This window comes from Planctomycetota bacterium (assembly GCA_039182125.1).
Classification (GTDB): domain Bacteria; phylum Planctomycetota; class Phycisphaerae; order Tepidisphaerales; family Tepidisphaeraceae; genus JBCDCH01.
In genome coordinates this window covers 1-20,935 of record JBCDCH010000020.1, presented here as the reverse complement: position 1 = coordinate 20,935, position 20,935 = coordinate 1, and the positions used below count along the sequence as shown (strand labels likewise).

Genomic DNA, 20,935 nt, shown 5'->3' with positions numbered 1-20,935 from the left:
TGACGTGAGATACCTCTGACAACGGTCGCCGGCAGCGCTCATTTCCTTTCAGGATTTTCGAGAAATCAGGAGGTACCGATGTCCAAAGCACCGCTGAACGCGAAAATTGGGCATTTCCGCACGCTCGGCGAGGGTTTCCGCCTCATCCAACGTCCATCCCTGCCGCACGCTCAGGCGAGCGTCGTGGCGCACCATTGGTGACGCAACGGCGGTAAAGAGCGTGATCCAGGCGAGAGCTCGACGATTTCGCAGCAGGTCGGCGACGACCACGCCACGCCGGGCGACGCGGCGCATCTCCCGCAGCACGGCGACGGCGGTGTCGTTGTCGAGGTGGTGCAGGAAGAGATTGGCGGTCACGAAGTCGACCGAGGCGTCGGCCATCGGCAGCGCAAGTGCATCGCCACGGATCAACGGCACGTCCGTCCACTCATCGGCAATCGCCAAGGTCTCGGCATGCAGGTCGACCCCAACTGCATGACAGCCGAGCGTGTTACGGAGCAACTGCGGCAGGTCGGCCGACCCGGTCGCGACGTCGAGCACGGTGCTGCCCCTCCCGCAACCGAGTTCCCGCAATGCCGCAACGACGGCGGAATTGTATCGGAGGGCGGTGTTGATTCGCCGGATGAAGCGCAGCGCTCGACGCAGCTCGGCGGGATCGGCCGACGCATCGTCCATCAGCTCCGGCTGTGGCGGCTGACGGTTCACGCGACGCCCTTGCCGAGGAACCGCCACACGCGCTCGGCGACCGGTGCCGGATCGTGCTCGGCGTCCCAGGTCACCTGCTCGACCGACGCCCCGTCGACACGCAGCGCGTCGGCGAACGCCTTCGCGCTCTTGACACGGCTCTCGACATCGCGTCGGCCACAGCCGGTTTGCCAGCGGATTGGTTGCCAACCGTTACACGCGGGTTGCTCGCCGGCGGCGCGGATGGCGGGGTCGGCGAACTCGGGCCGAGTGAAGTAGTCGTCCTCGACCATCATGCCGATGAGCGTGCCGTCAGGCAGCGTGTATGAGCCGGCTCCCAGTGCGCTACACGCGGCGACACGATACGGATGGCGAAAGGCGAAGCGGTGGGCGAACTGTGCGCCGCCGGAGAAGCCACGGATGAGCATGCGGCTGCTCACGCCCAGCTCGCCGTCGATGAAGTCGAGTACTTTGCGGTCCGCATCGGGCAGCAGAAACTGGTACGGCGTGCGAAACTGCGGGCAGATGAACAGCGCGTCGAACGGGATCAGGTGGGCGAACCGTTTGGCCTCGCTGGCCTCGTGACGGGCGTCGCCGTCGGTGCCGTGGACGCTCACGATCGGTACCGGCGTGGCACCGGTGCGACGGACCATGCTCGCGTAAATCGGCGTCACGACTCGCCCCACCGATTGCACCATTGCGCGAGCTGATCGAGCGCCTCGCGGGGCGACATGTCATCGCAATCGATCGCGGCGAGGGCCGCGCGCATCTCCCGGCCGAGCTCGGCGTCTGGGTCGGTGAACAGCGACATCTGCGGGCCGACCTGTTTCTCCTTCGCGTGATGCACCGCGAGGTCGGCCAGCAGCGTCTTGGCCCGACCGAGGACGGGTTTGGGCACGCCGGCGAGGCGGGCGACGTGGATGCCGTAGCTCTTGTCGGCCCGGCCCTCGACGATGCGGTGCAGGAACACCACGTCATCCTGCCACTCACGCACGGCGACCGAGAGGTTTCGCACGCCGGGTAGTTGGTCCGCGAGGTCGGTCAGCTCGTGGTAGTGCGTGGCGAAGAGCGTGCGGGCCTTGACCTTCTCGGCCAGGTGCTCGGCGATGGCCCAAGCGAGGGAGAGGCCATCGAGCGTCGAGGTGCCGCGGCCGATCTCGTCGAGGATGATCACGCTGCGGTCGGTGGCGTTGTTGAGCAGGTTGGCCGTCTCGGTCATCTCGACCATGAACGTCGACTGGCCGGCATGGATCTCGTCGTTGGCACCGATGCGGGTGAAGAGCCGATCGGCGACGCCGACGGTCGCAGCCTTGGCCGGGACGAAGCTGCCGATCTGCGCGAGCAGGACGATGAGCGCCACCTGGCGGATGTAGGTCGACTTGCCGGCCATGTTGGGGCCGGTGATCAGACCCAGCGCGTCGGTGTCGGTCATGGCCAAGTCATTCGCGACGAACTCGCTGCCGAGCTGTTGCTCGAGAACGGGATGCTTGCCCTCTTCGATCTTCAGCACGCGGTCATCGGTGATCGCCGGGCGGCAATAGCGACGTTCCCGCGCGAGCTTTGCCAAGGCCGCGAGGACGTCGAGCTCGGCGAGAGCGGCGGCAAGAGCTTGGAACTCCCGCACCGCCGGCAGCAGATCCCGCCGCACCTGCTCGAAAAGTTCCGCCTCGAGCGCGATCGACTTTTCCTTAGCCCCTAGTGCCTTGTCCTCGAACTGCTTGAGCTCGTCGGTGATATAGCGTTCGCAGTCCTTGAGCGTTTGCTTACGAACCCACGACGGGTCGACCTTGTCCTTGTGGGCGTTGGTGACCTCGATGTAGTAGCCGAAGACGCGGTTGTAGCCGACCTTCAGGCTACCGATGTCGTTGTTGGCCGAGAGGTGTTGTTGGTACTCGGCGAGCCAGGTCTTGGCGTCGGTACCGAGGCGGCGGAGTTCGTCGAGGTCGGCGGAATACTTCTTCGCGATGACGCCGCCCTCGCGCAGGTGCGGGGCAGGCTCGTCGAGGATGGCTGCCTTGAGTTGTGCGGCCTGGTCCTTGGCGAACTCGACATGCTGTTGCAGGTTTTCCCCGACGCCGATCGGCGCTAACTCGGCCGCGATCATCGGTACCTGACGCAGGCAGTCGCGCAAGCTCGCAAGGTCCCGCGGGTTGACGCGGTTGACGGTGATGCGGGTGACGATCCGTTCGATGTCACAAACGCCGGCAAGCAGATCACTGACGGTTTCGAGTTGTGTCGGATGATCGAGCAACGCGGCGACGGCCTGCTGCCTTGCGACGATCGGCTCGACGGTCGCCAGCGGCGTGCGCAGCCACTGACGCAGGAGGCGTTTGCCCATCGGGCTGCGGGTGCGGTCGATTGCGTGGAGCAGCGAACCCGCCGCCGCGTTGCCACGGACGGTGCGGTCGATCTCCAGCGACCGAAAACTGTCGGCGTCAATGAGCAGGAACGCCGACGGGTCGTGCCGACGCGGCGTGTGCAGGTGGGTGAGCGAAGTCTTCTGCGTTTCTTCGAGGTACGCCAGCAACGCCCCGAGCGCGACAACGGCGGCGTCGTCATCGTCGAAGCCGAATCCGCCGGCGGTCGAGACGCCATAGTGCTTTTGCAACTGCTCGGCGGCGTGGTGCGGCGCGAACTGCCAGCCGGGCCGCGTCACGACGGTCTTCACGCCGGCCATTCGAAACCGCTCGGCTGCGGGATGCTCCTCGCCGCTGGAGAGTTCGGGCACGAGCAGTTCGGCGGCGGTGAGCCGGGCGGCTTCGTCACGGACCGTCGCCTCGCTCCCTTGCACGCAACCGACCTGGCCCGTCGAGAGGTCCGCGTAGGCCAGTGCCCATTTGTGGCCGGAGTTCTTGCCGGTGTGCTCGGCGACGACCGCGAGCAGGTTCTCGGCCGCGCCTTCCATCAGCCCGTCGTCCGTGAGCGTGCCGGGCGTGACCAGCCGCGTCACGTCGCGCTCGACCACGCCCTTGGCTTCTTTGGGGTCCTGCACCTGCTCGCACATCGCCACCCGATGCCCCGCCGCGATCATCTTCCGCAGGTACCCCTCGACCGAGTGGTGCGGCACCCCCGCCATCGGCACGCCGGACCGCGCCGTCAACGTCACGCCCATCACCTCGTGGGCGAGCTTGGCGTCCTCGTGGAACATCTCATAGAAGTCGCCCATGCGAAAGAACAGCACATACTCGGGGTGCTGCTGCTTGAACCGCTGGTACTGGGCCATCGCGGGAGAGAGCTTTTTGCCTTTCGCCTGGGGCATGGGTGGAGAGGCAGGTTAGGTGCCGCAGGGTTGCATCGGAAATTGCACCAACGCCCACGCCTTCAGGCGAGGGTCGGCGGGGACCGCGCGATCCGTCGGACCCACGCCTGAAGGCGTGGGCGTTCCCTACCATGGCCTATGCACACCGCCCTGCTTGCTCTCACGTTGTTGCAGCCGACCACGGCACCGGCCGATGTCGCCGTTGAAGCCGACACCATCCGCGTCGTCTCGTACAACATCGAAAACTTCACGCAGAACTTCACGGCCTACGCGCTCGATCGGAAGTACCGTCAGAACGAAGCGGTGCCCGAGGACATCCGCGACTTCATTCGTTACGAGCGCCGGGCGGACCGTGAGGAGAACTGGGAAGTCGCCGAGACGATCAAGGCGATGCAGCCGGACATCCTCGCGGTCCAGGAGTCGGCGAGCCTGGAGAATCTCGCGTACTTCAACGAGAGTTTCCTCGACAACTACTTCGGCACCATCCAGAACCTGCCGACCAACACGACGCGCGAGCAGCACCTGACGATCATGCTCCGGCCGGGGTTCGAGATCGTCGAAACGGTCACGCTCTACGAAGTGCCCGACGTCAACGATTACAACGACCGCGGCGATCGGCTCTTTGCCCGCGGGGCCGGGTTCGTGCTGATCAAGACGCCCGATGGTGATCAGTTCTGGGTCGGCAACACCCACCAGAAATCCAAGGGCGGCAACAGCGTCCGCACCACCCGCTGGCGGAACCTCGAAGCGACGACCACGCGGGACAAGGCGATCGAACTCTCCGAGCAGCATCCGGTCCTGCTCGTCGGCGACATGAACGACACGCTCGGCATCGACGAACACGAGGACGAAGGTGGCGGCGACGTGATGACCAACATGAGCCAGGGCCTGATCCTGCTGACCCGCGAGCTTTCCGACGACGGCGTGGAGACGTTCAAGGGTTACGGCGGTGCCCGCTACGGCGGCTTCATCGACCACGCGCTGGCGACGGACAACATGCTCCCGTTCGTCGTGGACGTGTCGGTCTTCACCGGCGGGATGACCGACTCGGCCAGCGACCACCTTCCGGTCGTCGTGGATGTGAAGTTCGAGTGACCGGCACCCTCATCAACACCGCCGCGGTCCTCGCGGGCAGCGGCATCGGACTGGCCGTCGGTGCGCACTTGCCGAAGCGCATCAACGACAGCGTGATGCTCGGCCTCGGGTTCGTCACGCTGACCATGGGCGTCGCGCAGGCCGTCCCGGCGTTCAATGACGGCAAGCTGATGGTCACGCCGGCCGCGCTCATCCTCGGCGTAGTGATCGGCGAGCTCCTGCGCCTGCACGGTCGGCTCGAATCGGTCGCCGAATACCTGCGCAAAAAGTTCCGCTCCGAACACGGTGATTTCATCACCGGGTTCGTCACTGCGTCGCTGCTGTTCTGCGTCGGACCACTCACGCTGCTGGGGGCGACGTTCGAAGGTGTGGGCAATCCGCAGGGACTGCGCTACCTGCTGCTCAAAAGCGCGCTCGACTTCTTCGCGTCGATCGCTTTGGCCTCGACGTTCGGCATGGGCGTGCTTGCGTCGGCGTTGTTCGTGCTCGTGTTTCAAGGGGCACTCACGCTGCTCGGCTTCCTTGCCGGTGACGTACTGACACCGGCGATGCAGTTGGAAATGGTCGGCGTCGGCGGGCTGATGCTGCTGGGGTTGTCGCTCGTGCTCTTCGGCCTGAAGCGGTCGGAGGAGGTCCGCGTGATCAACTTCCTCCCGGGCGTGCTGCTCGCGCCGGTGCTGGTGTTGGTGTTCGACTTGGTGATGCGTTTGATCCAGTAGCGGCGGCCCAACGGCTCTGGAAACGGGGGACGAACTGTCGCACCTTCCCGGATTACCGACGTAACAATCTCGTATGCGTAAGTCCTGGAAAATCGCGGCGGCGGTTATGTGGTCGCTGGTGATTGTCGTTAGTGCGTTCGCGTTCATGGCGAGCCGAGACACCCCGGCCGAGCCGGAGCGGTTGTTCGAACTCGACGACTTCACCCTCACCACCCACACCGGCGAAACGCTCGACACCGCCGAGCTCGAGGGCGATCCTTGGGTGGCAATGATCTTCCTAACCGAGTGCCCGACCGGGGCGTGCCCGATGATGATCTCGCGGATGCACGCGCTGCTCGAAGCGGTCGAGGATCCGCGCGTGAAGGTGGTCAGCATCGCGGCCGACCCAGTCAAGGACACACCCGAGCAACTGGCCGAGTACGCCGAGCTGATCGGCGCGGACAAGGATCGCTGGATCTTCGCGACCGGCAGCATGGACGAGGTCCGCGATGCCGTGGGGAAGCTCTACCTCGTGCTCGAACCGTCGCACGACGAACGCTTTTTGCTCTTCGACGAGAAGAACCGCGCGGTCGGCACCTACCACCGCAGCGACGACGAGGAGATGGCCCAACTCAAAGCCGACGCGGCGGCGTTGGTAAACTAATCACATCCGCAGGAAGTTCTTCAACATCGTCAGCCCGACCGCCTGGCTCTTTTCCGGGTGGAACTGGGTGGCGACGATGTTGTCGCGCCAGAGTGCGGCGGTGAAGTCGATGCCATGGGTGGCGCTGGCCATCACCACGGCGTCGTCTGCGGGCACGGCGTGGTAGCCGTGGACAAAGTACACGTGACAGCCCGGCTCGAGCCCGTCGAGCAACGGGCAGTCCGGCCGGTCGAAACGCAAGGCGTTCCACCCCATGTGCGGCACCTTCAACCCGTGCGTGCGGTCGACCGCGAAAGCAACGACCTCACCCGCGACAACACCCATGCCCGGGTGTTCTCCGTCCTCCCGGCCGATGTCGAACAGCAGTTGCAGCCCGAGGCAGATACCCAGCATGGGCCGACCCGCGTCGACGTGCGCGGCCACCGCAGCGCCCATGCCGCTCTCACGCAAATGCATCGCCGCATCGGCGAATGCCCCCACGCCTGGGAGGATCACCCGGTCGAAACCCGAAACCGCCGACGCATCCCGCACGACCTCCACGTCACCGCTGGCGTGCTCCACGGCACGCGCGACGCTGCGCAGGTTGCCCATCCCGTAGTCGAGGAGCGCCGTCTTGCTCATCGCGTCACGACGATGATTTCAACGCGCCGATCGCCGGCCTTGTCGCCGCCACGAGAGACGTTCATGCCGTGGCCGACGGCGCTGAGCCGTGCCGGATCGACGCCCTGGCTTTGCAGGTAACGCATCACCGTCAGGGCACGAGCGGACGACAAACCGAAGTTGTCGGTGAACTGCGCCTTGGTTTTGGTCACCGGGTCGGAGTCGGTGTGCCCCTCGACGCGCACCGGCATGCCGGCGTACTCGGATTCAAGGACGCGGGCCACCTCGTCGAGGGTCGCCTTTGCGTCGTCCTTGATCTCGGCGACGCCCGAGGCGAAGAGCACGTCGCCCGGCACGCGGACGGTCATCTCGCCAGTCACCGTGTCCATTTCGGTCTCGAGCCCGGCGATGTTGTCCATCGGCGTCGACGCCATCTGGGCACCGTCGAGTTGGGCACGCAACGAGCCGATCTCGGCATCCTTCAGGGCAAGTTGATCCTGAAGGTCGATGACGGTCTGGCCGTCCACGGTGCCGGCTTGTTGCTGGGAGAGGCGCTCGCGCAGGGCTTTGTTCTCTTCGAACAGTGCTAGGTTCTCGTCGTGCAGACGGTTCTGGCAGCCGGCGGCGGTGGCGATGAGCGCGACGGCGGCGATGAGGGCGGGGGTCTTTCGCATGGGCGCGATGCTAGCAAGGATGCCCGCGTTCTCAATCCGTCAACCCGGCCGGCGTTGGCTTCGGCAACGCCAGCAACGCCCGTAGCGCGTTCGCCGCCGCCTCGGTTTGCGGATCCCCCGGGGCGAACGAGCGACGCAACTCGATGATTTTCTCCTGGGGCACGATCACCTCGACATCGGGATCAACGCCCCACTGCTCCTCGCCGGGCTTGCGATGCACCAGCCGGCCGCTGGGCAGGTAATAGTACGCGTGAGTCATTTTCAGGACGCCGCCGTTGGGTAGCTCGGAGGTGACCTGCACGCTGCCCTTGCCGAAGGTGCGCGTGCCGACGAGGAACGCCCGGCGATGATCCCGCAACGCCCCGGCCATGATCTCGCTCGCGCTGGCCGTGCCGCCGTCGATCAGCACCGCGATCGGAATGTTCGCATCCAGCAACGGCTCCCGCTGCGAGAAGGCGCTGCGCCTCGGGGAGGATGCTCCGCCCTGGGAGTAAAGCATCGCGCCGGGCGGCAGCAGCACATCGAGCACATCCTCGGCGGCATCGACGAGCCCGCCACCGTTGCCACGCAGGTCGATGACCAGCGCGTCGAGGTCATCTCGGATTAGCGTGGCAAGCCGTTGCTCGAAGAGCTTGGCCGTGTCGGGCGTGAACTGGGTGATGCGGAGGAAGCCGATGCCCGCGTCTAGATCGATCCAGTCGCTCCACGCGCCGGTGTTGGTCCGTTCATAGCCGCGAACGGTCGGGGAGGTCACACGGGCACGGGTGATCGTGGTGTCGACGGTGGAGCCATCGGGGTGCTCGAAAGTGATGGTCACCTCGGTTCCCTCGGGGCCCATGATTTTGCGCTGGAGGTCGGTGATCTCGTCGTCGCGAACGTCTTCCCCATCGACGGCGAGGATCAAGTCGCCGGGTAAAACACCGGCCGCCGCGGCCGGCCCACCCTCGATCGGAGCAATCACCTGCACAGGGCTGGGTCCGTCCTCATCGCGGTCGGCAATCTCAACGCCGATGCCGACGATGACGCCGTCGATGCTATTCTGAAAGTCTTCCGCATCGGCCGGCGGAAAGTACTGCGTGTACTGGTCGAGCGTCGCGGTCATCCCCATCGCGGCGCCGAACTGCAAACGGTCCGTTTCCTCAGCGGCGATCCGTTCGACATACCCCGCATCGAGCCGACGTTTGACCTCGACCAGTGGCGCGACGAACTCCAGTTCGTCGCTGGTGAGGGTTGTGGCGCCAGGGTTGAGCAGGACCGCGACGGTGACCGCCAATAGACTCACGCCGAACGCCATGTGCTCGCGATGCCGCTTCACGACGAGAGCTTATGCGTTCAGGCGGCCGACCGCATCAGCAACGTGTCCGCGAGATATTGCTCGACCTGCAACGGCGGTAGCGGCTTGCTGAAGTGATACCCCTGCAGCACCTGAGCGCCGAGGCCGGTGCAGAAGTCGCGCTGAAACGCCGTCTCCACGCCCTCTGCCACGAGCTCCAGGCCCAGCGTGTGGCCGAGCGAACAGACCGAGCGGAGGACGGCGGTCTTGGATTTCTCGTTCCGTGCCTCATCGACCGTCTGATCGTCGATCTCCATGACGAACGTGCGGTCGATCTTCAGCGTGTTGAGCGGCATCTGGTGCAGGTAGGCGAGTGACGAATAGCCGGTGCCGAAATCGTCAATCGCAATGCGGATGCCCGCGTCTTGCAAGCCGTGGAGCTTGTCGACCGCCACGGCGGTGTCGTTCATCAGCACCGACTCGGTCAGTTCCAGTTCCAAGGCATCGGGGGGCAGGTCCGACTCCTCGAGGGATTGGCAAACATGTTCGAGAAGGTCCGCCCGCGCGAACTCCAGCGCGCTGACGTTCACGGCGATTCGTAGTGGCTGGTCGTTGGGTCCACGCAGTCCGGCGCGATACCACAAACCGCCCTGCCGACAAGCCGTCTGCAACGCCCACCGCCCGAACGCCACGATCTGCCCGCACTTTTCGGCCGCGGGAATGAACTGCATCGGGGGCACCATCTTCCGCGTCGGGTGTGGCCAACGGGCCAATGCCTCGAAGCCGATCGGGACGCCCGCGCTGTTCACCTGCGGCTGCCAGTGCAACTCGAACCGGCCGAACGGCGCGTCTTCCGACGCGCACCCGGCTTGGAAGAAAGTCCACGTCGACTCGAACGCACAGCGCAGCTCCGACTCGAGTTTGAGCTGATCCAAGGCGGCGGCACCGGTGGCGGTATCGTATATGGAATAGGTGTTTCGGCCGCTGGACTTGGCCCGACGCAACGCGACGTCGGCCTCGCGACGAAGCTGGGTCGGCCGGGCCGGCTTGTTGTCGGTCAGTGCGATGCCGATGCTCGCCGTCACCGCACTCACGCGATGCCGAACGCCTTTCTTCTCACCGTCCAGATCGAACGGCTCGGCCAGCACTTCCATTAATCGCTCCGCGACCACCTCGGCGTCGTGCTGGCCCTTGATCTTGGTGCAGACCAGAACGAACTGATCCCCGCTCAGGCGGAAGATCGAATCGGCCCCGCGAAGCGTGCGACGCATCCGGTCGGCTGCTTCGGCGAGCAATGCGTCGCCGACCTCGTGACCATGCGCATCGTTGATCAGGCTGAAACCATCGATGTTGAGCACCATCACCGCGATCGCGTCGTCACGGCGACCGACGGCCTCGCGTGTCCGCTCTTCGGCCGCGCGGATCGCTTTGTTGATGACTCGACGGCTCGGTAGTCCCGTGAGTGGGTCGCATGTCTCGGTCGGCTTCGGCGCGGTCGATGTGCTCTCGCGTTCGACGGCAATCGCCAGCAGTTGGCAAACACTGCGGATGCGACGCCGCTGCTCGGAAGTCGGCCGGGGCGTGTCGATCGGCAGTTCGAGATGGCCGAGCACTGCGCCGGTGGAAGACCGGATCATGCACCGGCGATCGGTGCGGATCGGCGCTTCGCCAATGGGAGCGTCGCCGCTACGCAAGCGGATGACAATGCCGGCCATGCCCAAAGCAGGCTCTACGGCCGGCCAGATTTGTTCCAAGGGTGCGGCCGACGCCACACGACTGATCAGCGGGCCGACGTCGAGCACATCCGTCGGGCCAAGCTCATTTTCGAGCAGGTCGGACCGGCCGACTGATTCCGCGATATCCGCAATGCGGGCAATTCTCACCTCAACTGTCTCGGACCGATCGCGACGCAGACCCACCCCGGTGGATACTGAAAACGGCCTATTTCTCAGGATTCGGGCGTTAACGGACGTGGGGATTCAACCCAGCCCGCGCAGGCCGAACAAGTAGGACCATGAGAAGATGCCGCTGGCGTGGCCGTCGCTGAAATACAGCCGCAGCGCGTAGTTCCCGACCCGCTCGGCCCGTTCGACGGTCAGCTCGCCCGAAAAGTTGCCCGGCAGAATCGCCAACCGGCTGGCAGGCTTCGCCGATTCACTCGTGCGATGCTCACGACAGAGGGCACACGGACATTGCGTGCGAAGTTGAGAGATCGTCCACCGGTCCGATGAGCCGTCAGACCAGGCGATTTCCAACGCCTGGTCCTTCTGGAGCTTGAGCTTGGTCGGGGTCGGTTCGGCCACGAGACGATCGTACGGCCAATTGCGCTAAGCCTCTGCTAAAGGTCGCCGCCAGTGCTGCGGAAGACTTGACGAGGACACCCGCCGCCGGTCGGATACTCGCTCCATGACCGCCCCCTCCGCCGCCGACGGTAAGCTCGTGCTGATCGTCGATGATGAACGCGATCTCGTCGAGCTCGTCACTCACAATCTGAATCGCAACGGTTACCGGACGATCGCGGCCAGCGACGGTCGGTCAGCGCTGGCCATGGCCCGGAGCGAACAGCCCGACCTGATCGTGCTCGACGTGATGATGCCCAACCTCGACGGTCACGAGGTCGCCCGCCGGCTCAAGGCCGAACCCAGCACGGCGACCATTCCGATCATCATGCTCACCGCCAAGGCCGAGGAAACCGACGAGATCGTCGGCTTGAAGATCGGTGCCGACGACTACGTCACCAAACCCTTCAGCATGAAGGTGCTCATGGCTCGCATGGAGTCCGTCCTGCGCCGCGGCGGCACCGACGCGGGTTCCGAAAACGAAAGCCAGCTCAAGGCCGGCCCACTGCTCATCGACCACGCCAAGCACGAGGTGTTCGTCAACGAACGCCAGGTCAAGCTCACGCTCACAGAGTTCAAACTACTCGCGGCATTGGTCGAAGCCGGCGGTCGGGTGCTCAGCCGCGACCGGCTCATGGACAAGGCCATGGGCACCGACGTCTTCGTCACCGACCGCGCGATCGACGTGCATGTCACCGCGATCCGAAAGAAACTCGGCGACGCGAGTTGGCTGGTCCACACCGTCCGCGGCGTTGGCTATCGTCTGCAGGACAGCTCCGAAGACGCGGGCTGAGCGATCCGTTACACTCGGCCGCGATGCCCGAGCCGACGCAGGGACAGACGCTACCGATCACGCTGTTCGCCATCGCCGCCTTTGCCGGCGCGATCGGCCAATGGCTTTACAAGCGCGGTGCCGACGCGGCGGTGAGCGGTTGGACAAGCTACCTCAACTGGCAGGTTCTTCTCGGCATCGTCTGCTACACGGCGGTGATGGCTTTGTTCGTCGCCGCGTTCAAGCTCGGCGGTAAGCCCGTTGTGGTGTACCCGGTTTACGCGAGCACGTTCATTTGGGCGGCCGTGCTTGCGTGGTGGCTCGAGGGCACACCGATCCGCCCGGTCCATGTCGCGGGCATGGGAACGCTGGTGCTGGGCATGTTCCTGATGGGTCGATGAACCGGGGGACGCGATGGGCTATCAAGTCAACGACCGTCGGCCGATCCGCTCGCGCAAGCTCGGCGTCTTCAAGACCGCAGCGACGACGCTGGCCAATGCCGGCGTTTCGGCGAACGCGATTTCGATCTTCGGCATGGTCGCCGCCTGCGCCGCCGGCGGGCTGCTCGCAACGACCGTCCATGTCGAAACCGTCTGGCAGCGGGCCTGCTTCTGTGGTGCGGCGTTACTCGTGCAAGCGCGACTCCTGTCTAACTTGCTCGACGGCATGGTCGCGGTCGAGTCCGGCACCGCCAGCGCGACCGGCGAACTCTACAACGAGGTGCCCGACCGCGTCAGCGACACGGCCGTGCTCGTCGGTTTCGGATATGCCGCCGGCGCGCTTTGGCTCGGCGCGCTTGCAGCGTTGGCGGCGATCTCGACGGCGTACATCCGCGCGCTCGGAAAAGCTGCGGGCTTGCCGTCGGACTTTCGCGGCCCGATGGCCAAGCAGCAACGCATGTTCCTCGTGACGCTCGTCGCACTGAGTGCCGTCGTCGCACCGGGATTCGTGGGGGCGTATGCCTTGGCCTGGTGGGTCTGCCTGCTCATCGCGGTCGCGTCAGCGGCGACCTCGGTCCGGCGTTTGGCCGGCATCGCCAAAGGGTTGCAGGCCATGGCAGCGAGTGAGGCGTCCGATGACTGACCGCGACGTGGCCCGACTCTTCGATCCGCGGGTGTTGCTCGGCGAGCCGACGACGCTTTGGCTTCTGGGCGGTGCCGTCGCGCTGCTTGCGATCGCGCCGTTGGCTTTCCTGATCGCGCCCAAGTCCCTTCAACCGGAGTTGTGGCAACGGTGGCGAACCTGGCTCGTCATCGCGGCAGTCACCCTCGGGCCGATCGCGCTGGGGGCAGCCGCGACGATCCTCAGCGTGGCCGTGCTCGGCTTGCTCTGCTACCGCGAGTTCGCCCGGGCTACGGGGCTATTCCGCAACCGCCTGACCTCGGCGACGGTCGCCCTCGCGATCGGCCTGACTTTCTTCGCCGCCATCGACAACTACTACGCGTTCTTCGTCGCGTTGTTTCCGCTGAGCGTCGGGGCGATCGCGCTCGCCGGCGTCCTGCCCGATCGGCCCGACGGATTCATTCAACGCACCGCGCTGGCAACCCTCGCATACGGCCTGTTCGGCAGTGGCCTCGCACACCTGGCGTTCTTTGCCAACAACTACGACTACCGGGCGCTGCTGATCTGGCTACTCGTCGCGACCGAACTCAACGACATCTTCGCATTCACCGCCGGGAAGGTCATCGGCGGCCGTAAGTTCGTACCGCGGACAAGCCCGAACAAAACGCTCGGCGGTGCGGTCGGGGCCGTGGTACTAACGAGCGCGACCGCAATGCCGCTCGCCATGTGGGTTTTCGCCGGTACCGTCGCCGGGCAGTGGTATCACGCGCTGGTGCTCGCGGTGATGATCTCGGTGCTCGGGCAGTGCGGCGACCTGCTACTCAGCAGCGTAAAGCGTGACCTGGGATTGAAGGATTTGGGTACCCTGCTCCCGGGCCACGGAGGACTGCTGGACCGTTGCGACTCGCTTGTGCTGGTCGCCCCGGCGGTGTTCCACTACATCGGCTACCTGCACGGTATCGGCGGCGACGAAACGCAACGACTCTTCTCGGCCGGGCTCTTCTGATGGACCAGTGGACCTTCCAACCCGCGAGCGATCTGGACGAATCGGTGACCCGCCGGCTCGGCAGCGTGAGGCGTGAGCCGGGGCTGTTCGGCTGGGCGGTTCACGCACTCACCGCCTCGGCCGCGGCCGGTTACATGCGGCTTTACCACCGCCTGACCGTCCGGGGCTCCGAGCACCTGCCCGACGACCCGCCGGCGATCATCGTGGCCAACCACACCAGCCACCTCGACGCTGCGGCGATCACGGCGGCGCTGCCGCGATGCCTGCGGCGCGAGGCGTTTTCGCTTGCGGCGGACGACTATTTCTTTCGTACCACCTTCCGCTCGGCCTGCGCCGCGATCGCGATCAACGCCCTGCCGATGCGCCGTGGCAAGGCCGTTCGGCAGGCACTGGCCGACCTGCGTCGTCGAATGGAAAACGGCCACTGCCTGCTGATCGTTTTTCCCGAAGGCACGCGTAGCCGGACCGGAACGCTGGCGGAGTTCAAGTGCGGGGTCGGCATGCTCGTCGCCGGGCTGTCGGTGCCAATCGTGCCGGCGTGGATCGACGGAGCACACCGGGCTCTACCGCCGGGCAAGCGTTGCCCACGACCGGCAAAACTGGAGGTCCGATTCGGCCCCACGCTCGACTTCGCCGAGACGCCGAACAAACGGGACGGTTGGCAACACGTCGCCGACCGTTGCTTCGACGCCGTGCATCAGCTTTCAGACGCCGTGAACTGACGGTCCACGGCCCTGCTACTACCGCGGTGGGTCGAGCGGATTCACCGGCGGGCTCAGAGGATTGATCGGCTTGGACCGGAGGTCGGGCCGGACGCCGGCAGGGACATTTTTGATCCCGTCGGCCGGATCGCCACCAATCCAGAGCGTGCGCTCAAGCTTGCCGGTGTCCCGGTCGGTGTGCTCGGTGATAAAGATGTCCCAAGCCCGCGTGCTGCCGTCGGGACGCGTGATGGTGAGGACACCGCCGTTGACGTCGTACGTGCCGATCTCCGGCTCGTTGTCGCGGAAGCTGCCGAAGGAGACGCCGGAATCAAAGCTCCCGCTCGCACCGGACCAGCGATCGGATGTGACGGTGCCATCGAGCTTGAAAACGTAAGTCGCTCCCCCGGAGACGGTCGTGGTCGACCCCGGATCAATGCCTGCCGACATGGAGGCGTAAAACGACACCGACCGTTCGCCCTCGAACCGCCAACCGTCCGGCGGGATGTTGACCGGCTGCAACATGGCCATCCCGTCTTTCATGATGCCGTCTTCGTAGTCGAGCGTCTCGATCTCGCCCGAGGCATAGCGGAGGATGACGGCGTTGCCATCGACGAAGTAGTTGCCGACAAAGTGCGTGTGGGAATCGGCGAGCTTGTCGTAATCGAAACCGGTCACGCCGCCGGGTGGGATGTCCTCGCAGAATCGACCGTCGGGAAAGAAGACGTAAGTGTGGTGCCGGAGTTGCATCTGGAGCATGCCATCGAGGCCGAGGGTGTGGCCCAACCATGTGCCCCAATAAATGCCGTTGAACGGACCGGGCCGGGATTGACCCTCAAGGGGCGTGGTGCAGCGGTTGATGAAACGAAAGCTCTGCACGAGTTCGAGCATGGCTTCGACCGACGCCGTCGCCGCGTCGGGCTCGTCGAACTCGATGAAGATCAGGCCGGCGTGACCGTCGACCGTGAACGCAAAGCCCGCCATGCCGCGATCGAACCGGCCGCTCTCGCGGTGGACCACGCCCATGCCGAACATCATGTTCACAAAGCCCTTGGCAGCGAACGCCGGGTCGTCGACGCCCTGCCACTGTTTCCACGTCAAGACATCATCCTCGTCGTCGTCTTTCACGACGGCATCCATTCGCTGTAGGGCCCAACGCTGCAGGTCGGCAGGGTCCGGACCGATGTGTTCGCCGGAAACGATGTACAGATCGGGGTAGGTGTCACGGTCAAGCCAGTCTTCGGGACGGACGTTGTGAAACAGCCCGTCCCTGTCGCGCGTTTCCCATCCGGCGGGCAGTTCGTAGACGATGTTGCCAGTCCGCCGCGGCTCGGCATGAGCTACAACGGCAACCAATATGGTGACAACGAAAGCGAATCGGCGCATGGGACAAGCTCCAGCATGGTGGACACAGCAAACGAACCCCGCGTTGGGCTCAGAAGTTCGGCTTTTCGAGAAACGCCGCGAGCTTGGTCGAATGGTCAGGGTTCCGCAGCAGGATGAGCATCGAGTTGGTGCCCTGCCTGAGTTCCGCCTCGATCTGGGCCCGGCCGCCTTCGTCGTGAACCTGCGTGCCGTTGATCCAGATCACGCAGTTCTCGCCGGCGGCGGTTCGGATGCGGGCCGACCGGGCATGAACGCTGTCGAACTCGGTGTAAGCAAAAGCCGGCCTGCTCTTCCACTGCAGTTTCAGCGTGTCGCCAACCATGACCTGCTCTTTCCCCGCGGCAACCTCGCCCGCCGCCCAGCCGGACACGTCGAGCCTGCCATTTCCCGCATAAGTGTCTCGCACTGCTTCGACGTCCTCGACCGGGCCGAGCAAATGCCAGCGGCTGAGCACGTCCTCGTCACTCGTGTGCTGCTTGGCTTGGTCCCAACTCGCGCGCAGTTCCTCGGGCGTGGGAGGCATGAACGTCTTGCCACTGCCGGGCGTGCGGCTTGGCGTGCGATCAAGGTCGGGCAACAGATCGCCGTGCGCGGTGATCAGTTCGTCGCACATGTCGACGATCTTGTCCATCGGCAACGTCGCCGCGGTCAGCGGATCGGCGAAGCATGCCTGGTACACCGCGTCGCGTCGGCCCTCCATCGCGGCGGTGATGAACAGTTCGTGCTGCATGAGGTGCGGCGTCACGTAGTTGACCAACTGTGGCGGCAGCGGGTCCACCCGCGTGGGGTGGCACCCGTTGGCATCAACGAGCGTCGGCGTCTCGACGATCGCCGTGTCGGGCAGGTTCGGGATCGCGCCGAAGTTGGGCAGGTTGCCGTACACCACCTTCGGCTCGCCGGTCACGATGCTGTTGGCGATCACACTTCCGTACTCGTGGCTCTTCTTGATCTTCTCGCGTGGCATGGGCTCGTCGCTCTTGGAAAATGCCACGAGCCGCGCGAACTCGTCGACGATGCCGTCGCAGCGCCTCAGATACTCGTCGATCGGCACGTCGAACTCGGCCGCGTAGCCGTCGTGAGGCAGGAAGTGGGCGGAATACTCGGCGTTGTGCTCGGAACTTTCGGTGATGAAATAGCCCAGCCGTTTCATCAACTCGTAGCGAACCTTGTTCTTGCCGGCGGCGATGAACTCGTCAGCCCGGGCGAAGAGCTCATCGTAAAGATCACGGTCCTTGTGCCGAAGTTCGAGGAAGAACGCCATGTGGTTGATGCCCGCGACCTTAAACCGGCCCTGATCCTCGGGAATACCGAGATCGCCCATCAGTTCGCCGTAAGTGCCCTGCACGCTGTGACAGAGCCCGACGGCGTTGAGCGCGTGGTCGTTGGGCCGTAGCAGCGACTGCATGTTCGCGCTCATCGGGTTGCTGTAGTTAAGCAGCCAGGCGTCCGGCTTGGCGTAATCGAGGATGTCGCGCGCGAGCTGCTCCATGAACGGATAGGTCCGTAGCGCGCGGAAGATCCCGCCAGGGCCGGTGGTGTCGGCGATCGTGAAGTTGAGCCCGTAACGACGGGGGATTTCGAAGTCGACGAGCGTGGAGCTGAAGCCGCCTATCTGAACCATGCACACGACGAAGTCGGCACCCTCGATCGCCTCCCGCTGGTTCATCGTCTTTTCGATCGTCGGCTTCACGCCCAACGCATCGGCGACCTTCCGACAAAGCGCCGCACCAACATCGAGCCGGTCGGCGTCGATGTCCATGTAGGTGAACGTCGCATCGGCGAAGGCCGGATACTGGAGCAGGTCTCCAGTGAGGTTGCGGCTGAACACGACCGAGCCGGCACCGATGAATGCGATCTTGTGGGACACGCCGACAGCGTAACGAGTGAACGCGGACAGACCACGAGCCGACGCCGGTCGTAACCCGGCGTCGGCTCGGTCAATCGCGCCCGGGGAGTTGGCGGTTACTCGACATTGATCTCGCCGATTTTCACGCCGCTACCGAGCGTGAAAACCTGCATCTCGACGACCACCTCGACGGTCTTGGTGCCATTGGCACCGTTGATCGTCAGAACAAACGGCAAGTAAGCCGTTTGACCATCGGGCGATTGTGTCTGCTGACCTTCGGAAACGACCACGCCGTTGATCGGCGCGATCTCGTCGATCTCGGCCTGGATGGCATCGATTTCAGCAGCGGAGAGATCGGAGTATTCGGCGAGCGTCGAGAGATCCCCGTTGCGAATGCCTTGCTCCACCTCGGTGATGGCGTTGACCGCGGCAACACCCTTGTTGCCGAGCCAGCCACCGATGGCGACCTGGTACCCGCCGCCGACGAGTGCGAGAAGCACGCCAACAACCGCCATCCAACGACCCTTGACGCTCGGCTTGCCGGCAGTGAAGAAGCCGATCAGGCCACTGATCAACGCGATCGGCGCGGTCAACAAGCCGAGGCACGGAATCAGCGACACCGCTCCGGTGATGAGTGCGATGATCCCCGCGATGCTGTTCTTGGGAGCGGCCATGGTCTGGTCGCCGTAGTTGGTGTTCGCGTAGGGCTCGAAGCCGCCGGGATGTCGTGGGTCGTAGTTGGGGTCTTGGGTCATGGTCTTTGTGTCAGTTGGAGCAGAGAAAAATGTCGCGAGATGGTGCTTCGAAACCGACGTCGAAGCGATCCTAATCGCGAACTTGTAAATCCGTGACGTTCATGTCGGAAAGGTCGGAAGAGCCTTCGACTTCCGATGTAAACGAAAGTGTCTTCCCGTCACCGCTGGCAGTCCCGGAAATGGTTCCAATGGCCTCCGCGTTGACAATCTGCAAGTTGAAGCCGTTCATCGTGACATCGACGGTCGCGGCATCGCCCACGGCATCGAACTGTAACGCCAGCTCGTTCAGTTCAGCATCGGAGAAGCCCGAACTGATCTCTCTCGCGGCGGAGATGTCGTTGTCGATCAGCGCTTGCACGAAAGTCTCGGTCGGTACCGACACCGCTTCCATGCCCTTCTTGAAGAAGAAGAACCCGCCGCCACCGATCAGCGCGATGTTGACGCCGATGAAGCCGACGATCGCAAGAACAAACCCCAGCACGGCCATCCAGCGGCCTTTCACATTGGGCTTGCCGGTCGTGAAGAAACCAATAACCGATGAAACCAACCCGACCGGTCCGGTGACAAATCCGAGACACGGGATCAGCGAGGTCGCCCCTGTGATGAGGCCGACGATTGCGGCAACGCTGTTCTTCGGGGCGCTGATCGACGATTCGGAGTAGCCCCCGCCTTGGGTCGGGTCGAAGCCATGAGGTTCGTTGGTGTCTTGCGTCATCGCTCACCATCATGCCGCAAACGCCGTTAAGTCGCACCCACATCCGCGTTAGAAAACCACGGCTTTTCGATACCCGCCGCCAACTCGGCGGCGCGGACGGTGTTACGCAAAAGCATCGCGACGGTCATGGGTCCGACGCCGCCGGGGACGGGGGTGATCCGGCCGGCCTTGTGTTGAACGCGATCGAAGTCGACATCGCCGACGGTCTTCTTTTTGCCATCGAACGTCATGACGCGGTTGATGCCGATGTCGATCACAACGGCCCCTTCGCGAACGTGGTCGGGGCCGATGAGATTCGGATACCCGGCCGCGACGATCAGGATGTCTGCCTTGCTTGTGTGGGCGATCAGGTCCCGCGTGAGCTTGTGGCAGATCGTGACCGTCGCCTCGGCCTGGGTGAGCAGGAGCGACACCGGCTTGCCGGCAATCTCGCTCGCGCCGACCACCGTCGCCTCCGCACCACGCAGGTCGATGCCCGTGCTCCGGACCAACTCGTAGGCAGCCAACGCGGTGCACGGTGCGATCAGCGTCCGGCCGTATACGACGTGCCCAATGTTGGCCGGCGTCACACCTTCGACATCCTTGGTCACGCGGATATGCCCCTGCAACGCGTAGTGATCCAGCGCCGGCGGCAACGGCAAATGCACCATGATGCCGGTGACGTCCGGGTCATCGTTGAGCGTGAACAGCTCGGCTTCAGCGTCGGCTTGCGTGATGTCGGCCGGGAGTTGCTTCAGTTCGTAGTCGATGCCGACTTCGGCGCACGCTTCTCCTTGACGTTGGGCATAAATCTGCGCACCGGGCGGGCTGCCAAAAAGCATCGCGACGAGGCGAACCGGCTTGCCGAGCGAACGGAGATGGGCGACACGTCCCTTGACCTCGCGGCGAGCCTCGGCCGCGATCGCGGTGCCGTCGATGATGTGCGCCGGGTCGGGCATGGTCGGAGCTTAGTCGCCGAAGCCTGGACTAGGCATCGGCCATCTCCAACGCGGCCCCATCCTCCTGGATTGGAGCTGGCTGTGGGACGACGATCGTGACGGTGGTACCGCGACCGAGCAACGAGTCGAGCCGGACCTTGCCGCCGAGCGCGACGGCGGCGTGCTTGACAATCGCCAAGCCCAGCCCGGTGCCGCGGCCGTCAGCGGTCGTACGGGCCTGATCGACCTGGTAGAACCGCTCGAACACGCGATCCTGCTGCTCCGGCGAGATGCCGATGCCGGTATCCGCGACCGACAAAACCAACTCGGTGGCAGCGTCTTCGGTGTCGCGCAGCTCCATGCCGACACGCACCTCGCCACCCTCGGGCGTGAACTTGATCGCGTTCTCGATGAGGTTCTTGAGAATCAGGTCGAGCAGCCGAGCGTCGCTGTGAATGTCGAAGTCGCCGGCCCCCTCTTCGATGACGA

Annotated in this window: 22 protein-coding genes; 8 read left to right on the top strand and 14 right to left on the bottom strand. The window is 64.6% G+C overall.

Annotated elements, in window-relative coordinates; translation table 11 throughout:
• Positions 1 to 48 precede the first annotated feature (48 nt).
• The 3 genes from AAGD32_07210 to mutS are packed head-to-tail and all read right to left on the bottom strand — an operon-like array spanning position 49 to position 3,943.
• A complete protein-coding gene (locus AAGD32_07210; GenBank protein ID MEM8874033.1) occupies positions 49 to 705 on the bottom strand; it encodes a methyltransferase domain-containing protein in 657 nt (218 codons plus the stop codon).
• Positions 702 to 1,358: a hypothetical protein gene (locus AAGD32_07205; protein MEM8874032.1), complete on the bottom strand. Its 657-nt coding sequence runs from the start codon at positions 1,356 to 1,358 to the stop codon at positions 702 to 704. Before AAGD32_07205 ends, AAGD32_07210 begins: the two co-directional genes overlap by 4 nt.
• Positions 1,355 to 3,943 carry a DNA mismatch repair protein MutS gene (mutS, locus tag AAGD32_07200; GenBank protein ID MEM8874031.1) on the bottom strand — a complete coding sequence of 863 codons (2,589 nt, stop codon included), beginning with the start codon at positions 3,941 to 3,943 and terminating at the stop codon, positions 1,355 to 1,357. Before mutS ends, AAGD32_07205 begins: the two co-directional genes overlap by 4 nt.
• 138 nt (positions 3,944 to 4,081) lie before the next feature.
• Here mutS and AAGD32_07195 point away from each other — a divergent pair, with 138 nt between their 5' ends.
• From AAGD32_07195 to AAGD32_07185, 3 genes are all read left to right on the top strand, one after another.
• Entirely contained in the window at positions 4,082 to 5,038 is a 957-nt protein-coding gene (locus tag AAGD32_07195) for an endonuclease/exonuclease/phosphatase family protein (GenBank protein MEM8874030.1), read from the top strand.
• Positions 5,035 to 5,757: a DUF554 domain-containing protein gene (locus AAGD32_07190; GenBank protein MEM8874029.1), complete on the top strand. Its 723-nt coding sequence runs from the start codon at positions 5,035 to 5,037 to the stop codon at positions 5,755 to 5,757. The genes AAGD32_07195 and AAGD32_07190 overlap by 4 nt, the downstream gene beginning before the upstream one ends.
• A gap of 73 nt (positions 5,758 to 5,830) precedes the next feature.
• Positions 5,831 to 6,400 carry an SCO family protein gene (locus AAGD32_07185; GenBank protein ID MEM8874028.1) on the top strand — a complete coding sequence of 190 codons (570 nt, stop codon included), beginning with the start codon at positions 5,831 to 5,833 and terminating at the stop codon, positions 6,398 to 6,400.
• Here the strand turns inward: AAGD32_07185 and hisH are convergent, their stop codons facing one another.
• The 5 genes from hisH to AAGD32_07160 form a co-directional block, all read right to left on the bottom strand.
• The gene (gene hisH, locus AAGD32_07180; GenBank protein ID MEM8874027.1) at positions 6,401 to 7,021 is read right to left on the bottom strand and encodes an imidazole glycerol phosphate synthase subunit HisH; all 621 of its coding nucleotides are present in this window, start codon (positions 7,019 to 7,021) and stop codon (positions 6,401 to 6,403) included.
• Positions 7,018 to 7,674 carry an OmpA family protein gene (locus tag AAGD32_07175; protein ID MEM8874026.1) on the bottom strand — a complete coding sequence of 219 codons (657 nt, stop codon included), beginning with the start codon at positions 7,672 to 7,674 and terminating at the stop codon, positions 7,018 to 7,020. The genes hisH and AAGD32_07175 overlap by 4 nt, the downstream gene beginning before the upstream one ends.
• A 31-nt stretch (positions 7,675 to 7,705) precedes the next feature.
• The gene (locus tag AAGD32_07170) at positions 7,706 to 8,989 is read right to left on the bottom strand and encodes a S41 family peptidase (protein ID MEM8874025.1); all 1,284 of its coding nucleotides are present in this window, start codon (positions 8,987 to 8,989) and stop codon (positions 7,706 to 7,708) included.
• A 17-nt stretch (positions 8,990 to 9,006) separates the two neighbouring features.
• The gene (locus tag AAGD32_07165) at positions 9,007 to 10,830 is read right to left on the bottom strand and encodes a bifunctional diguanylate cyclase/phosphodiesterase (GenBank protein MEM8874024.1); all 1,824 of its coding nucleotides are present in this window, start codon (positions 10,828 to 10,830) and stop codon (positions 9,007 to 9,009) included.
• 96 nt (positions 10,831 to 10,926) lie between these two features.
• Positions 10,927 to 11,250, bottom strand: coding sequence for a DUF971 domain-containing protein (locus tag AAGD32_07160; GenBank protein MEM8874023.1), 324 nt, complete (start codon positions 11,248 to 11,250; stop codon positions 10,927 to 10,929).
• Between the two features lie 103 nt (positions 11,251 to 11,353).
• Here AAGD32_07160 and AAGD32_07155 point away from each other — a divergent pair, with 103 nt between their 5' ends.
• The 5 genes from AAGD32_07155 to AAGD32_07135 are packed head-to-tail and all read left to right on the top strand — an operon-like array spanning position 11,354 to position 14,848.
• Positions 11,354 to 12,079, top strand: a complete 726-nt coding sequence (locus AAGD32_07155; GenBank protein ID MEM8874022.1) for a response regulator transcription factor — start codon at positions 11,354 to 11,356, stop codon at positions 12,077 to 12,079.
• Between the two features lie 23 nt (positions 12,080 to 12,102).
• Complete coding sequence (locus AAGD32_07150; GenBank protein ID MEM8874021.1) at positions 12,103 to 12,459, top strand: hypothetical protein; 357 nt, start codon at positions 12,103 to 12,105, stop codon at positions 12,457 to 12,459.
• A 13-nt stretch (positions 12,460 to 12,472) separates the two neighbouring features.
• Positions 12,473 to 13,141: a CDP-alcohol phosphatidyltransferase family protein gene (locus tag AAGD32_07145; protein ID MEM8874020.1), complete on the top strand. Its 669-nt coding sequence runs from the start codon at positions 12,473 to 12,475 to the stop codon at positions 13,139 to 13,141.
• Positions 13,134 to 14,126: a phosphatidate cytidylyltransferase gene (locus AAGD32_07140; GenBank protein ID MEM8874019.1), complete on the top strand. Its 993-nt coding sequence runs from the start codon at positions 13,134 to 13,136 to the stop codon at positions 14,124 to 14,126. Before AAGD32_07145 ends, AAGD32_07140 begins: the two co-directional genes overlap by 8 nt.
• Positions 14,126 to 14,848 (top strand): lysophospholipid acyltransferase family protein, encoded by a 723-nt coding sequence (locus tag AAGD32_07135; GenBank protein ID MEM8874018.1) that lies wholly within the window; start codon positions 14,126 to 14,128, stop codon positions 14,846 to 14,848. Before AAGD32_07140 ends, AAGD32_07135 begins: the two co-directional genes overlap by 1 nt.
• A gap of 18 nt (positions 14,849 to 14,866) precedes the next feature.
• Here AAGD32_07135 and AAGD32_07130 read toward each other — a convergent pair whose 3' ends face one another.
• From AAGD32_07130 to AAGD32_07105, 6 genes are all read right to left on the bottom strand, one after another.
• Positions 14,867 to 16,213, bottom strand: a complete 1,347-nt coding sequence (locus AAGD32_07130; GenBank protein ID MEM8874017.1) for a hypothetical protein — start codon at positions 16,211 to 16,213, stop codon at positions 14,867 to 14,869.
• A 49-nt stretch (positions 16,214 to 16,262) separates the two neighbouring features.
• On the bottom strand, positions 16,263 to 18,080 hold the full coding sequence (gene melA / locus AAGD32_07125; protein MEM8874016.1) for an alpha-galactosidase: 1,818 nt from the start codon (positions 18,078 to 18,080) through the stop codon (positions 16,263 to 16,265).
• Positions 18,081 to 18,175: 95 nt separating this feature from the next.
• Positions 18,176 to 18,814 carry a hypothetical protein gene (locus AAGD32_07120; protein ID MEM8874015.1) on the bottom strand — a complete coding sequence of 213 codons (639 nt, stop codon included), beginning with the start codon at positions 18,812 to 18,814 and terminating at the stop codon, positions 18,176 to 18,178.
• A gap of 70 nt (positions 18,815 to 18,884) precedes the next feature.
• Positions 18,885 to 19,529 carry a hypothetical protein gene (locus AAGD32_07115; GenBank protein ID MEM8874014.1) on the bottom strand — a complete coding sequence of 215 codons (645 nt, stop codon included), beginning with the start codon at positions 19,527 to 19,529 and terminating at the stop codon, positions 18,885 to 18,887.
• Between the two features lie 26 nt (positions 19,530 to 19,555).
• A complete protein-coding gene (locus AAGD32_07110; GenBank protein MEM8874013.1) occupies positions 19,556 to 20,467 on the bottom strand; it encodes a bifunctional 5,10-methylenetetrahydrofolate dehydrogenase/5,10-methenyltetrahydrofolate cyclohydrolase in 912 nt (303 codons plus the stop codon).
• 28 nt (positions 20,468 to 20,495) lie between these two features.
• On the bottom strand, positions 20,496 to 20,935 hold a 440-nt coding region (locus tag AAGD32_07105), incomplete at its 5' end, for an ATP-binding protein (protein ID MEM8874012.1).

Bases quoted from the DNA above. Each gene is read 5' to 3' on its own strand.
- mutS (MEM8874031.1), bottom strand. From the start codon at position 3,943: ATGCCCCAGGCGAAAGGCAAAAAGCTCTCTCCCGCGATGGCCCAGTAC.
- AAGD32_07195 (MEM8874030.1), top strand. From the start codon at position 4,082: ATGCACACCGCCCTGCTTGCTCTCACGTTGTTGCAGCCGACCACGGCA.
- AAGD32_07185 (MEM8874028.1), top strand. From the start codon at position 5,831: ATGCGTAAGTCCTGGAAAATCGCGGCGGCGGTTATGTGGTCGCTGGTG.
- hisH (MEM8874027.1), bottom strand. From the start codon at position 7,021: ATGAGCAAGACGGCGCTCCTCGACTACGGGATGGGCAACCTGCGCAGC.
- AAGD32_07175 (MEM8874026.1), bottom strand. From the start codon at position 7,674: ATGCGAAAGACCCCCGCCCTCATCGCCGCCGTCGCGCTCATCGCCACC.
- AAGD32_07155 (MEM8874022.1), top strand. From the start codon at position 11,354: ATGACCGCCCCCTCCGCCGCCGACGGTAAGCTCGTGCTGATCGTCGAT.
- AAGD32_07150 (MEM8874021.1), top strand. From the start codon at position 12,103: ATGCCCGAGCCGACGCAGGGACAGACGCTACCGATCACGCTGTTCGCC.
- AAGD32_07145 (MEM8874020.1), top strand. From the start codon at position 12,473: ATGGGCTATCAAGTCAACGACCGTCGGCCGATCCGCTCGCGCAAGCTC.
- AAGD32_07140 (MEM8874019.1), top strand. From the start codon at position 13,134: ATGACTGACCGCGACGTGGCCCGACTCTTCGATCCGCGGGTGTTGCTC.
- AAGD32_07135 (MEM8874018.1), top strand. From the start codon at position 14,126: ATGGACCAGTGGACCTTCCAACCCGCGAGCGATCTGGACGAATCGGTG.
- AAGD32_07130 (MEM8874017.1), bottom strand. From the start codon at position 16,213: ATGCGCCGATTCGCTTTCGTTGTCACCATATTGGTTGCCGTTGTAGCT.
- AAGD32_07120 (MEM8874015.1), bottom strand. From the start codon at position 18,814: ATGACCCAAGACCCCAACTACGACCCACGACATCCCGGCGGCTTCGAG.
- AAGD32_07115 (MEM8874014.1), bottom strand. From the start codon at position 19,529: ATGACGCAAGACACCAACGAACCTCATGGCTTCGACCCGACCCAAGGC.
- AAGD32_07110 (MEM8874013.1), bottom strand. From the start codon at position 20,467: ATGCCCGACCCGGCGCACATCATCGACGGCACCGCGATCGCGGCCGAG.